Annotated in this window: 12 protein-coding genes; 10 read left to right on the top strand and 2 right to left on the bottom strand. The window is 52.0% G+C overall.

Annotation, left to right across the window (positions count from 1 at the left end; genetic code table 11):
• The first annotated feature begins 74 nt into the window (after positions 1-74).
• From KI787_11990 to KI787_11955, 8 genes are all read left to right on the top strand, one after another.
• On the top strand, positions 75-824 hold the full coding sequence (locus KI787_11990) for a class I SAM-dependent methyltransferase (GenBank protein ID MBV6630673.1): 750 nt from the start codon (positions 75-77) through the stop codon (positions 822-824).
• A 3-nt stretch (positions 825-827) separates the two neighbouring features.
• The gene (locus KI787_11985; protein ID MBV6630672.1) at positions 828-1,694 is read left to right on the top strand and encodes a phytanoyl-CoA dioxygenase family protein; all 867 of its coding nucleotides are present in this window, start codon (positions 828-830) and stop codon (positions 1,692-1,694) included.
• Positions 1,695-1,823: 129 nt separating this feature from the next.
• On the top strand, positions 1,824-2,522 hold the full coding sequence (locus KI787_11980; protein MBV6630671.1) for an FkbM family methyltransferase: 699 nt from the start codon (positions 1,824-1,826) through the stop codon (positions 2,520-2,522).
• 210 nt (positions 2,523-2,732) lie between these two features.
• Positions 2,733-3,659, top strand: coding sequence for a glycosyltransferase family 8 protein (locus tag KI787_11975; protein ID MBV6630670.1), 927 nt, complete (start codon positions 2,733-2,735; stop codon positions 3,657-3,659).
• A gap of 44 nt (positions 3,660-3,703) precedes the next feature.
• On the top strand, positions 3,704-4,495 hold the full coding sequence (locus KI787_11970) for a hypothetical protein (GenBank protein ID MBV6630669.1): 792 nt from the start codon (positions 3,704-3,706) through the stop codon (positions 4,493-4,495).
• Complete coding sequence (locus KI787_11965; GenBank protein MBV6630668.1) at positions 4,492-5,478, top strand: glycosyltransferase family 8 protein; 987 nt, start codon at positions 4,492-4,494, stop codon at positions 5,476-5,478. The genes KI787_11970 and KI787_11965 overlap by 4 nt, the downstream gene beginning before the upstream one ends.
• On the top strand, positions 5,475-7,220 hold the full coding sequence (locus tag KI787_11960; protein ID MBV6630667.1) for an FkbM family methyltransferase: 1,746 nt from the start codon (positions 5,475-5,477) through the stop codon (positions 7,218-7,220). Before KI787_11965 ends, KI787_11960 begins: the two co-directional genes overlap by 4 nt.
• Before the next feature lie 181 nt (positions 7,221-7,401).
• The gene (locus tag KI787_11955) at positions 7,402-8,550 is read left to right on the top strand and encodes an acyltransferase (protein ID MBV6630666.1); all 1,149 of its coding nucleotides are present in this window, start codon (positions 7,402-7,404) and stop codon (positions 8,548-8,550) included.
• A 650-nt stretch (positions 8,551-9,200) separates the two neighbouring features.
• Here KI787_11955 and KI787_11950 read toward each other — a convergent pair.
• Both KI787_11950 and KI787_11945 read right to left on the bottom strand, forming a co-directional pair.
• On the bottom strand, positions 9,201-10,364 hold the full coding sequence (locus KI787_11950) for an acyltransferase (GenBank protein MBV6630665.1): 1,164 nt from the start codon (positions 10,362-10,364) through the stop codon (positions 9,201-9,203).
• Between the two features lie 303 nt (positions 10,365-10,667).
• Positions 10,668-11,429 (bottom strand): class I SAM-dependent methyltransferase, encoded by a 762-nt coding sequence (locus tag KI787_11945; GenBank protein ID MBV6630664.1) that lies wholly within the window; start codon positions 11,427-11,429, stop codon positions 10,668-10,670.
• A gap of 585 nt (positions 11,430-12,014) precedes the next feature.
• On the opposite strand from KI787_11945, the gene KI787_11940 reads away from it, so the two are divergent.
• On the top strand, positions 12,015-12,923 hold the full coding sequence (locus tag KI787_11940) for a glycosyltransferase (GenBank protein MBV6630663.1): 909 nt from the start codon (positions 12,015-12,017) through the stop codon (positions 12,921-12,923).
• Positions 12,920-13,852, top strand: coding sequence for a glycosyltransferase family 2 protein (locus tag KI787_11935; protein MBV6630662.1), 933 nt, complete (start codon positions 12,920-12,922; stop codon positions 13,850-13,852). The genes KI787_11940 and KI787_11935 overlap by 4 nt, the downstream gene beginning before the upstream one ends.
• Positions 13,853-13,899 lie beyond the last annotated feature (47 nt).

Raw genomic sequence — 13,899 nt, 5'->3', positions numbered from 1 at the left:
CTTAAGCGTCATTTGGCCAACTCGCCTGCGAAGCCGAGTCGATCTCACACATACCGAATGGTTGGGGCCTTAGCATGAGAGGGTTAATCAAGAGGGGGATACGCCGTCTGGGATATGACATTTCAGCCTATCCTCGGAAGCAACGTCTTCCATCGGACTGTGACGAATTTACCCGTCGGTTGATCGGTCGAGTTCGCCCCTACACGCTGACAAGCAATGAGCGCATCATTGCACTCGTTGACTCGGTTCGCTATTTGGTGGCCAAAGATGTCCCCGGCGCAATCCTAGAATGCGGAGTGTGGCGAGGGGGCAGCATGCTGGTTGTGGCAGAGACTTTGCTTAGTCTCGGTGTTCGCGACCGAGAGCTGGTCTTATGCGACACATTCACCCACATGCCGCCTCCAGGTGAGAAAGACTTTACTGGCCAGGCTCCATCGCCTGCACAAGGTTACGAGGCTGCTTTGGAGTGTGGAGCATTCGATTATCTTCCGTTCGCTGAGGTTGTCCAACTCCTTAAAAGCACGGGGTACCCAGAAGATAGGTTGAGATTTGTTCAAGGTATGGTGGAAGAGACCCTACCGCAGAACGCCCCGAATCAACTGGCACTGTGCCGACTGGATACTGACTGGTACGAGTCAACGAGGCATGAAATGGTTCACTTGTATCCTCGCTTAAGTCCTGGAGGCGTACTGTTGTTGGATGATTATGGTTGCTTTCCCGGAGTCCGGCTGGCAGTAGACGAATACTTAACCAAGGAGAAACCCGGCTCCTACCTGCACCGTATCGACGAGTGTGGACGATTGTTGATCAAGCCAGAGAACTAACATATGAATACATTCGGCAACTTCCCAGGGGTGGAGCAGTTCTCTGAGAATGGTTTCCTTGTCGTTCCGGGAGTACTTGATCAACGACGAGTAGAACTGCTTATAAAGGCCTGGGAGGCCTTGAGTGAGGAGGCTATCCGTCATAAGGGGCAGACGGACACGAGGAAGTATCCGGTTATAAAGAACATTTTGACTTGGGAAGACGGTAACCTGGCCGACGTGAACGGCAAGGCGTCATTGCATATTGAGCATGCCTTCCGATATCACAGGGCCTTTCTAGATGTCGTTCACGACCCTCGAATCGTTGCCACAGCTAAGGCCGTTCTCGGGCCTGACGTGCGGCTACTAGACGACCAGCTTTATCACAAACCAGCGCGCACGGGAGGCGTTACCTACTGGCATAGGGATAGTGACTTTTTCCTGGGGGTGCCGGTTTTCACAGTATGGATGCCCTTAGACGACGTGGATGCACAGAATGGGTGCCTCACGGTCGTTCCCGGAAGCCACCAGCCGGGATATTCAAGTCCAGGTATCGTACGCAAATCAAACGGGACAACCCGAGTTGATAATCAGCTCAATCAATTTTACGAAGTTGACCCCAAGGTCGCTGAGTGTAAGCCGGTTGCTATGCAGAGGGGGGATGCTCTGTTGATTCATCGCGACTTACTGCACTGTAGCTTTGAAAACACCTCCGTAAGGCAGCGGCGCTCATACCTTGTGGAGTACTTTGACGGCCGTGAATACGAAGGGCTGAAATCTCAGTACCCTGACATTTTCCGCTATCACCACCGGCACGAGTACAACCTTAGAGTTCGTGAGAAAAGACCACTCCGTCAGCAACTGAGTCAGCTTTTAGGCTTTCGGGGATAAGTAATGACTTTTCTTCATCGCTTCTGGTTGTATTTCTCGAGAGTTTCAAATGGTGAAGGAATACTCCAGCATGCACGGCGCATATGGAGGCAGAGGCGTAGGCTGCGCAGGCTGGTGGGACCTGATTTCATGCTCGCATTTGCAAGAGCCTACCCGCAAGCAACATTCATTCAAATTGGTTCAAACGACGGCCTCCAGCAAGACCCTCTCCATGATGCTATTCAGAAATCAGCATGGAGCGGGGTAATGGTGGAGCCAGTCCCTTACGTTTTTGAGCGATTATTTAACAGGTATAACACCTGTGAGCGACTCGCGCTAGAAAACGTCGCTATTTCTCAGGAAGAAGGCGTTATGCCATTTTACCACCTACCTCAGGCCAGCCCAGATGAAGAGCTGCCCTCTTGGTACGATGGCTTGGGGTCGTTTTCTCGAGAGATTTTACTTCGGCATGCCAAATTCATACCGGACATTGAGAGTCGAATTGTCTGTAGTGAGGTCCCCTGCTTGACCTTTGAGTCTCTATGTTCGAAGCATGACATTAAGACTGTTGATGTGCTGCACATTGACACCGAAGGTTATGACTTTGAGATCATAAAACAAATCGACTTTTCTACCCTGAAGCCTCGCTTGGTAATCTATGAGCACCACCATTTATCAAGCACCGATCGCAAACAATGTATGTTGCTGCTACAGTCTGCTGGCTACGACTTGAATGAGGAGGGGCTTGATACGTGGGGTGTGCAGTCGCAGCTATTATCTGAACGTTTATGGAAAAAATGGGGTCGCCTTAAGGCGCGGCGCCAGCGCTTGCTTGAGTCCTTTGCATAACCCGAGTCTCAGTGAGGCAGAAGGCGTTCGGCGCAATATGGGGGAGCTGTTCAGATTCAATGGCCACATATTTAGAACATCACACGATCGTACAATAAATACATTGGTGTTCACTGGGTTTTTGTGCCGCGCAGCGAGGCGGTGCTCTGGTCTGGCAGGACTACTACAGGATGAAGTGGTTGCGCTCATGCCAAACAAGTGGATGGTTGCATGGATTTAGCATGTGCTACTGACGCCAATTACCTGCCTCCCTGCGCAGCGATGATTCACTCTGTTCTCAGTAACTCTCCATCTCACAGAGTGCGCGTACACCTTTTACACACCCCCGACGTTAGCCCAGAGGATGTTTCTAGACTGGCCGAAATGATTGAGTTCAGCGGCGGTAGCCTGCATACCTATGTCGCTTCATCCGATCGCTTGAAAGGCCTGCCGCGTTTACGATTCATTCCTGCGTTAATGTGGTACCGAATATATCTCCCAGAACTATTGTCTGGCATCGAGAAGGTGCTCTACCTAGACTGTGATGCACTCGTTACCTCGGACCTTACCCCGGTGTGGCAGATGTCGCTGGAAGATTATTATCTCGCAGCAGTTGATAATGTTCTGCCTAAATCAATGGCATCTTGGTCAGTAAAGCTGGGCCTAATGCCTGGGCAAAGGTACTTTAACAGCGGTGTCCTGTTGCTCAATCTTGAGCTGATGCGTGCCGATGGTGTCGTCGCAGATTTAGCAGCATTTGGTCGTGCGAGGGCGGCCGAGCTCGCGTGGCCGGATCAAGATGCTCTCAACAAAGTGCTTGGAGGCCGAAGGTTGGCTTTGCACCCGCGCTGGAATTGCCAGAATTCGTTTTTCTTTTGGCCGCAGCGCGCGCGAGAGGTTCTTGGAGAAAGTGCTTTGCGGGAGGCTGTTGACGCTCCTGGCATCGTTCATTTTGAGGGGCCGGGTCACGCCAAGCCCTGGCATGTGATGTGTCAGCACCCTTACACCTCAGAATTTAGAGAATCATGGTCATCAACCCCTTGGTGTCGTACCCCTTGGATTGGTAATACTGGCCTAGTGAGAGCGGTACGATGTCTCCCTCCTTCCTGGCAGTTCCCTGTGTACAAGAGGATGGCAAGAAGGGGCTGGGTATTGTGACCAGCGCCCACCCCTACCGTTACCTAGACCGGGCTGGCCTTCTCTTGGCTGAGCGTCAGCGAGGCAAGCGTCGCGTGCATGCTTATTGTGTTGGCGCCCCAAAAACCGGTACGCACTCAGTGGCCGGTATGTTTGAGTCATGCCTGAAGGTTCAGCACGAGCCAACTAGTAAGCCACTACTGAGAGCGATCCAAGAAAGCCGGAGGTTTCCGGAGTTGAAGCAGGATTACCGGAGCTGGCTTTACTGGCGAGATAAGCAGGACAGTTGGGAGCTCGAGTCCAACCACTTATTGGCCGCGTTTACCCCCACTCTGGTGAGTCTATTTCCTCACGCCAAGTTCATCATTACGGTCCGGTCTCCACGAGCGTGGCTTGGGTCGATGCTTGATGACCAATTGAATGCCCGTGAGTGGATTCAGTCGCAAGCGCCTCTCTGGGCGTCGGTTTATCACTATTATTTTTCCGGCTTCAGCCGCCCATGCGCCGGTGACGAACAACCACTTGAGAATCGTGGCCTTTTCCCACTCGATGGATATCTACGTTTTTGGGCCGCACACCTGAACCTAGTCCTGGAAGCAATTCCTGAATCCAGGAGGATAGTGGTTTGCACCTCAGACCTAGGGGAGTCGAAAGGCTTTTTGAGTGCGTTTCTGAACATTGAGGAGCCAAAGAGTCGCTCTGACTCTAACCATCTGTACGCGACGCAGAAAAAGCATGGGTTACTTGATCTGATAGACCCCCCCTACCTGCATCGCAAGCTAGTGTACTGGCGAGACCAACTACGGCCACGCTTGCGCAGGCTACTCCCTGAAAAAATACTGGATCTGGGTGGATGAGCGGCGCGATTCCCAATGAACTGCACGTAGCTTGTGCTGCTGATGCAGACTTTGCGGCGGATTGCGCAACCATGCTGGTTTCTCTGATGAGCCAGCATGACCCTAACCGTGTTGTCATACACTTTTTGCACGACAAGCAGTTGCCTGCACCCGTAATGGCAGGGCTCGCTAGTTCTGTGGCCCGGGCTGGGGGAGAGTGGCGGCCGTTGGCTGTTCCGCATCACTTGATCGCTCATCTACAGGACTCACCGCGATACGGTCTGAGTGCAAGTTTCAGGCTTCTTCTACCAGATTTACTGGCGCCGTTAGAGCGAGTCCTTTACCTAGACTCAGATATCGTGGTGATGAAGAGCCTTTGGTCCCTATGGGAACGTCCTCTCAACGGTCATTGCCTTGCTGCGGTGACAAATCCTTTGTATTCGCACATGGTGCCTAGGATTCGCGATGGGTTAGGCTTAAATGAGCCTGATCGTTACTTTAATAGCGGCGTGTTACTGATGGACTTGAAGGCCATGCGAGAAACCGGCCGGGCACGCCGGTTACTCGAACTTGTGCGGCGCGAAGGAGGGCGCTTTCCCTGGGTTGACCAGGATCCGCTGAACATCGTCTATGCGGACAGTAGAGTCGACTTAGAGCCGCGCTGGAATGCCCAAACCGCCTACTTCCAACTTCCACGCCGCTACTTGCCATACTCTACCTCTGAAATCTATGAGGCGCGGACCCAACCGGCGATCGTACATTTTAGCGGGCCTTTTAAACCCTGGCATTACCGGTGCCGCGTTCCATATAAGAAAGAATATTTTCGCTATCGCCGGCGGACTGACTGGCCTGATTGTGCGGTCATTGGAGAGAGCTTCCCCAACTGGGTATTACACAGGATACCCGCTGTTTGGGCCTATTTCCTAGAGTTGTGGTGGGGGCGCCTGCGACAATTGAAAGCGTCATTGAAGTGGTGGCGTAAACCCAAAGGTGGGCCTGGATGACCGAACACTTGCACATCGCTTGCTCAGCCGACAGCCGGTTGATCGTCGATTGTGGCGTAATGCTTAGCTCTTTGCTCAGCCACAATAAGACTCATCAGGTCAGCATTCACTTTCTGTATGACGACGCCAGCCAGCCTGAAGATTTAGCGACATTGGAGCGGGTGGTTCAAGGCCACGGCGCTTCATGGTGCCCTGCAAGGGTCCACCCTGAGATGTGCACAATATTCCCGAGAACTCAACGGTTCGGTTTGTCGGCATGGTACCGAGTCCTGCTTCCAACACTGCTCACGAATCAACGCAGAATTCTGTACGTTGATGCTGATACCCTCGTCAGGGGGGACCTGGCTGCCTTGTGGCAAGTGGACTTAGGCGAGCACTTGCTCGCAGCCGTAAGTCAGCCTCTGCTGCCTTCTGAGTTTTCCCGCGTCAAACAACTCGGAGTATCAACACCTGAGGCGTATTTTAATAGTGGCGTTATGCTCATGGACCTTGAGCGTATGCGAAAAGATGGCTGTGTTGACGCCCTTATCGACTTTATCAAGGAGCGGCGTGCACCCATGCCTTGGGCTGATCAAGATCCACTGAATGCAGTTTTTAGAGGTCGCTGGCTGCAGTTGGAGCCGAAGTGGAATGCGATGACAGTTCTGTTCACGGCCCCATACTCGGCGTTGCCCTATGCGGTGAAACACATAAATCAGGCGCGTCAATCGCCACGAATCGTGCACTTCATCGGCCCTTTTAAGGCTTGGCATCAACGCTGTCGTAATCCCTATCGGCGCGAATTTTTCGATGTGCTCGCACAGACACCGTGGGAGACGCGCCCGATCGTGGGCCGCACCGTACGGAACGGCCTTATTGGCATGGTGCCGGCCGGTGTGGAGTGGCGTTGGCAGCGTTTTATGGCGGGGCCACCAATCAGGCGACGCATCAAAACTCACCTTCTGCGTTGGTCCAGTACACCAGAGAACTGGTTAGGTGCGTGGTTGCGTGACGTTTACTGGACCCTGCGAAACGCGCCTCCGAGGCGAAGCCCTTTTCGCCATGTCCTCGAAGCCTTTGCGTACACTCGCAGTAACATTAAGTTCCTTCAGGTTGGATCCAATGATGCTGTTTGTGACGACCCATTGCAGAGCTATGTCTCGAACCGGGAGTGGTCCGGCATTCTGGTAGAGCCCGTCCCATATGTCTTTGAGCGCCTACAGCAGCGCTACGGGAACAACAAACGACTCGAGCTTGAGCGAGCCGCGGTAACGCGCACTGAAAAGCAAGCCACGTTTTACTACTTGCGCCATAGCTCCGATCCGTATCTGCCACCCTGGTATGACCAGATAGGCTCATTCGACCTGGCGCATCTCATGAAGCATAGGGAGTACATCCCTGATATTGCCGACCGCATTGTGGAAGAGAGCGTGAGGTGTATTACCCTCAAAGAGTTATGTAAGAAACATGACTTAGACAACCTGGATTTATTGCATATTGATGCGGAGGGGCATGACTTTGAAATACTCAAAGATATTCAAGGGTTGGAATTTCGCCCGGCCGTTGTCCTGTTCGAGCATAAGCATTTCGCAGACGCTGACAAGAATCTATGTAACGAACTATTAGATAGCCTGGATTACGAGTTGATTGAGGATGTCCATGACACCCTGGCGATTCAGCGATCGCACATTGGGTGGCGGTATGGGAGACTCGCGCGCGCTCTGAGAACAGCGCGCCGCATCAAGGCTTCCCGCAGCCAATGAGTGTTCAAAGCAGCGCCATCAGTCGGCTAGGTTCAAGGGTGAGTCAGACAAACCAATTCGAGGTATTGAGCTTGTCGTCTTCGAGCGTGCGGCAGTATGCAATGCTGACCACCAAATCGGTTGCGGAGATAGACCACAACCTGGTCCAAAACGACTTGCTGCCCACAATAAAGTAAAACCAATGGCGCAGCAAAGAATTCAAAATATATCGGAGCTAGACGGGCTCCGTGGTGTTGGGGCTTTAATGGTTGTTTTCTACCATTGGGATCCAACCTATATCTTCTGGGCGTGGTGCTGGGTGCCCATGTTTTTTGTGCTATCAGGCTATCTAATTGGGCGTATTATCCTGATTGACTTGGTTGCCGGCAGATTTTCACTGAGAAACTTCTATATAAGAAGAGCTCTGCGTGTTTGGCCGGCATACTACTTTGTGCTGGTCGTATACCTCGTCTACAGTTTGTCTCGTTATGGTGATGAATTTTTCGCGACAGTTCGCTTCACGGAATGGAAGCTTTCGATGGTGTACCTTCAGTTCACACCGTTGTATTTCAATCTGTCGGATCACCCCTTTTCCTTTCTCGAATTCCTTCCTGGCCTTCTGCCAATATGGACTCTGGCAATTGAAGAGCAGTTCTATCTATGCCTTCCGCTGTTGCTCTTGCTGATTGTCCCCCGCTTTGGCCTAATCGGTATATCAGTGGCCTTGGTCGGTCTTCTAGTCGTCGGGTTGTATCTGAAGACACAGGTGTTGGCGCCAGTGCTATTGCTGAGTCAGATAGACTGTTTGGCACTAGGTGTTGGGTTGGCAGTTGCTGTTCACTACGCCGCCGGTTCAACTGGATCAACAAGGAACCTCATGAAGGTAGCGTGCCTCGGGTGGATTTCTATGTTATCCGCCCTGGGTTCCTTGCTTCCATATTTAATTGCTGGATATTCAGGAAGGCTTTCGGATTTAGAGCTTCTCCATAGGCCGTTGCTATGGACCCAGGCGGCTGTGTTATTCATGGGTCTAATCGCACTCATTGTGACTAGCCCACCCAGGTGGTGGCTGGGCTGGTTGCGGTCAAAGGTTCCCGTGTATCTTGGTAGCTTAAGCTATGCGATCTACCTATTTCATATGCCATTTCTTACATTTGTTGAGCCACGTGTAAATCAACTCATTGGTGAGCAAAAGGGATGGCCAAGCTTTGCGATTGTGCTGGCCCTTATTCTGATCGCAGCTCATTTATCGGGCGTGCTCATCGAAGGTCCAGCCATGCGACTAAAGAGGTTGTTTCCGACGTCTGTCTCAAAGCGTGCGACTGACGACAGTGATAGGCGAAAGGAATAAATGGAGCGCGAGCCGGTAGGCGTAGCCGCAAAGTGAGCGACATTCGCCTTTGTTGTGAGTTGGCACTGCAGAACAATTGAGTGTGGTTGTAGCTTGCACAGCCCAGTCACTCCCACAGAGGCCACGAAGCGTATGCAACCACTTTGTGGAGTGGTCAGGTTGTGGTGGTGATGTCATACGCTGGTTTTGTCGAGGCTAGCGTCGTCACATCAAAGCCAATGCTGATAGTGGTCTCCCTCCAGCTGCCCTGATGGGACCCGTCGAGAATAGGGGGCAAGGGGGTGCTGCCGGCGGGGCAGTGTAAATGGCAATAAGATCACGTGGAGTGAGAGGATTGCGGCGCTCTTATCGCGCTCGCTGACAGTAATGCAGGCTGTACTACTCAAGAGGACAGAGCGCTAAACGCAGAGTCGGGCTTTTTGGTGTGACAGAACAGTTTGACTGTGAGCGATTCCTACCAGCTGAAGCTCTGCAAGCTCCGCGATGGTGATGCCCGTCGTCGCTTGACGCATGCGAAGTTTTTGCGCGGGTGATCTATGAAACTCCATGCCCCTTCACCAGGGTGAGGGTTGGTGAAACCCGTTGTACGGGCAAGTCCCACGGATTGGGCGTGCTCTAGTTGTAGACGATCGTGGTGAACTTCATGCGATCTAAAGCCGATTCAGAATATGTTTTTTCAGGCGTGTACGACTTGGCTGTTCGCAGTATCGGAAACAAAAGCTACACGCAAGCCAGATTAGCGTGAGGTATATACCGAAAATGCCCGCTCTAACATAGAAGGCGCCCTCAGCGAACTCTGCAGCTGGGAGAATTCGATACAGGGCAATCTGTACCAGCGCATGGGTCATATAAAGTGAATAGCTGCGCGCTCCTAAAGATACTAACCATGGATGCTGCCAGCCTCTAGCACTGTCGGTGCCTGAAAGGGCAAGGGAAAATATCATCAAAGTGAGGACGAATAGCAACACAATACTAACCGCATCGCCATCGAGAAAGAATGGTGCCACTAGCACTGCTGCCGTGCAGCAGTGAAGGAGAGCGCGGGGTAACTTGATCGAGCGATGATCGTGGTACCTCTGAAACTGATGAAAGAGCAAGCCCGAGAGGAAATAAGGGATGATGCACACCATTCCAAAGAACGGCTGCTGATGACCACGGGTGTAATACTCGCTGCCAGCCAAAGCAAGACCTAGGGAAGCAAGCAGAATGAATCCAGGTCTTGCCTGATGCCCTAAGCGTGCTGTCATCATCGCAAAGAACGGAAAGAGAAGGTAGGCAAACCACTCTGAGCTTATTGACCAAGAGGGATAGTTCCAGCTCAACTGAGCTACGGGGTGCCACATATGTATCAACAGAATATTATATAAGGCATCTTTTGCCGAAAACGCAGAGAGGCTTTCCAGGTATCCAAAATGCAAGAGTGTGTATGCGATGGATCCAGATAGCAGCATTGTGATTAAATGTACTGGATAGATGCGCGCAAGCCTGAGAAGGTAAAACTTAGTAACCGCCTGTTTCGATATGCGCGAGAAATCTCCTCCATGCGCCTCCCCTAAAATATAACCGCTCAGTATGAAGAACGCTGGAACGGCTAAGTTCCCTTTTGCCGTAATTGGTGCAATGTGTTGAAGCGCTGGGAAAAGTGTTTCTAGGGCGTGTCTAAAATGAAACGCAACGACCCATACAGCAAGTATTCCTCTCAGCGATGTCAGTGTGGAAGTATATATTTGGTTGCTGTTGGACTGCGAGTTTAGGGGTTTTTTGGCTTTCGACGCATTTGGCGTCGCCCCGGAGCGCTGCGTAGGACTGCACATTGTTTATCGCCCACAAGGATGTATAACGTCAGGCATAATAACCGGCGCCAAAACCTGGCGTAGCTAAGCTGAACACGCTGGATTGTGGCTGTATAACTGGCAATACGTCCTTTTTACATATGCTAAAGGGCATAAACTTCGGTGGTGTTCGGGTTGTCGTTATGCGTAGTGTTCGTGGTTCGTTGTGCCCTCACGGGGGATGGTAAAACCTCAGAAAGAGGGTATTGCAATCGTGACTACTCACGCTAGTCGCAGCTGGTGGAAGGCACCTCGAAAATGAGTTGCGAACTACATGTTGCGAGGCTACGTCATTGCAATGGCTGATGGTACATGGCATTTACGAAAAAGTACCATCTGTCGAGGATGGGCAAACCCTTCAGGAGAGTCATTGACACGTTCAATCACATGTTTCTCGTCGAAATTGAAAGGGTGAGCGAACAAGTCAATGCGGCGAAACCCTCCCGAAACAATATCCTTATTCCTGAAGTCCGAGGTGTTGATATGTGTAGATGTCAATAAGTATTTGTAGTTTGTATTGGCAAGGTTCCTGAGAACCTTGTCTATGTCGGCAATGGACAGGTGAAATAGGCAGTCTCGTATCAACAGCAAATCGCATTGGGGTATGGTGTCACTACAAATATCAGCCGTGGCGAAACGTATTCGGTCTGAGGCGAAGTTCTTATTGTTTTCTTCTATGAGTGACCCTACAATATCCAGCCCGATATAATGAACATTAGTATGTGGCAGTAGCTCCTTTATCCAGTTAAAATCTCCGCAAGGTGCATCGACCACTGTTTTGATACTGAGCTTCGGGATGGCTTCGACGAGCCAGCTTCTAAGAGCCAGTGTGAAAGTGATTTCACTGCCCAGGCCGCTTTTGGACTCCGCTGACTCCCATAGGTTGTTGGTATAGATTGCGGAAAAGCGCTCACTTAAAGACGGTAACGCGAGCATTTTCCGGTGTTGCCTTCTTCGATATTTACGATACAAGTATTGAGGTACAGACCTCATAGTGGCAAGAAGGCCTTCTCGCTTGATACGTTCCAGCGCTTTTTTGTATGTCATGATGGAGATTAGAGGTGTGTCCTCAATACGAAGAAGTGGAGGAGCGCTGGAGACGTCCTTTGACGAGACCTTGCTAGTGCCACGTCAGGAGTGTATCCGTAGTGAGCGCTTTCAGCTACAGAATGGCTTAAGATGAGGCGCTCATCATCGTTGATGACCGCTAGGCGCTCGATTCGTGCGTCAAGGTTGTTTTTGAATGCTCTTCTGGTGTGCGGCCGCTTCGAATCGGACAAGCTGTGGTACCGGCTGCTAATTCCTCAACGATGCGCTCCTCGGTTCATGATTGGGATGACCGAGGCTTTATCACGGTTGAACCGGTGCAGGCTGCGGAGGGATCGGTTGGCTCTGGAGCTGAGTTTTGTGAGTTGGCCTTTAACTTGCAGCATCGGTTCGCCTCTGATCAGTAGTTCACTTGATCCTTTGAAATACTGCAGTGTCAGGTGGCCACGCGTGGACGGCTTCTCTGGGCAATGGTTTAGGGAGCTCGAAGTCAATCCTTAAACCGGTAATGCATTCCGTTTATGCTGTGGTAGTTTCGACTACTGTGGGATGTCAGTTGTAGCAACGGCTGGACCCGATCATCAGATGGAAGGCTTCGTGACGCCGCTAGTCAGTATCATCGTGCCGAGCTTCAACCAAGCTCAATACATCCTTGCGACACTTGAGTCGATCTCCTCACAGGATTACGGTAGTTTAGAGGTGCTGGTCATCGATGGAGCTTCAACGGACGGAACCGTTGAAGTACTCCGCGAGTATCAGCAACGTGATAGTCGTCTGAGGTGGTGGTCACGACCAGACTCCGGAGTGGCCGAGGCCGTTAACGAGGGTTTGCGGCGAGCTAGGGGGGAGTTTGCGGCGATTCAAAGCTCAGATGATGTTTATTTCCCCGGGGCTGTGAGCGCAGCTGTGCAGGCGCTCTTGATGAATCCTCAGGTGGGAATTGTTTATTCAAACTGCTACCCACTTCGTCAGGACGGTTCCAGATATCCTCCCACAGCTTGGGAGTCATACAGTTTGGCGCGTCTTCTGTGCGGCCGCACCTTCATCATGCAGAACAGTGCTTTCTTTCGGCTGGAGCTGGCACGGCAGGTAGGTGGTTGGAGACCAGATTATTTCGTGGCGGACGTTGATATGTGGCTTCGGATGCTAGAACACACAACCGCATTGCAGATTCCTGGGCTGTGGTCTGGGTGGAGAAAACATCCAGATCAGCGAAATAATCAAAGCGGCCGAATCCATTCCAGCTACACACGGATGCTGCAAGAGGCCAATGTCGTTCGCAGAGGCCCCTGGCAATTGAGGTGCGCAGCGGCGGCTGGCTGGCGAATTCTTCTGCAAGAGTACAATCCAAATCACTCTACATGGCAACTCAGGTGGCGCCTGTGGCAGGCACTCTTTATCTATCCACCAAGCTTCTGGGCAATACGTGATAAAGCGACTTTAGTGCCTGGCATGAGGACCTTACTTCGCCGGTTAGGAGTCAGGGCTAAGTGACTGCGCCGCCACTCGTCAGTATCGTCCTGCCAACAAAAAACCGTCTTTCTACTCTTCCTCGTTCCGTTGCTAGCGTCTGCGGTCAGTGCTACCGCAATTGGGAACTCATCATTGTGGACGACCACTCCACAGATGCCACACAGGAGTGGGTTAGCAGTCTCAGGGATCGGAGGGTACGTTACTTGCGCTTAGAGTCTTCGCAAGGCGCCGCTGCAGCTCGTAACTTTGGCGTAAAGCAAGCCCGAGGGGAGTGGATAGCTTTTCAAGATAGCGACGACGAATGGGTGTTGGATAAGCTTGATAAACAATTATTCGTTGCGCAGGCGGGAGGCTTTAGCTGGGTAGGTGGCTCTATTGTGACGTGGTCCGATGGTGGAGTCGTGACTGAGAGGTGGACGGCGCCGCAGGGCTATACCGAAATCCGTCACGATGCAGTAGTGCGCGGGGCGGGACTAATGACGCCGAGTTGGCTAGTTCGGCGGAACGTGCTGGAGAACCTTGGTGGGTTCGACGAATCTCTGCCATGCTTGGAGGACTGGGAGCTGCTTTTCCGGCTAAAGAGCGTCTACAGGATGGGGGTGACTAGAGATATCGTGCTAATGCGTTACGGCAGCAGCGATAGCTTATTTGCGGAGTTAGATAAGCGTGTCGAAGGTTTGCAGGGAGTGTTGCTGACCCATATACGATTGCTCACCGAGTACCCTCGTTGGCGCGTGTACTGGGAGTTAGAGTTGGCGCGTCTCTATGGCCTGCAAGGACAGTATAAACAGGCAGTTCACCAAGCCCTTCAGTTGAGGGGTGGTGGCGGAGAGCAATGGCGGTCTCGCGTGTCTCTACTATGGGCTGCTCTCCACCGCTCACGCGCCCGGCTACATGGTGTGGTGTTGAAGCCGCCCATTGGTAGATCTTCCACTCTTGAGGTTCATTGAGCATGTCAGTGCCAGTGGTTAGCGTAGTCATACCAACGCGCAATCGC

It is taken from the genome of Oceanococcus sp. HetDA_MAG_MS8 (assembly GCA_019192445.1).
Taxonomy (GTDB): Bacteria; Pseudomonadota; Gammaproteobacteria; order Nevskiales; family Oceanococcaceae; genus MS8.
This window is presented reverse-complemented; position numbering and strand designations above follow the sequence as displayed.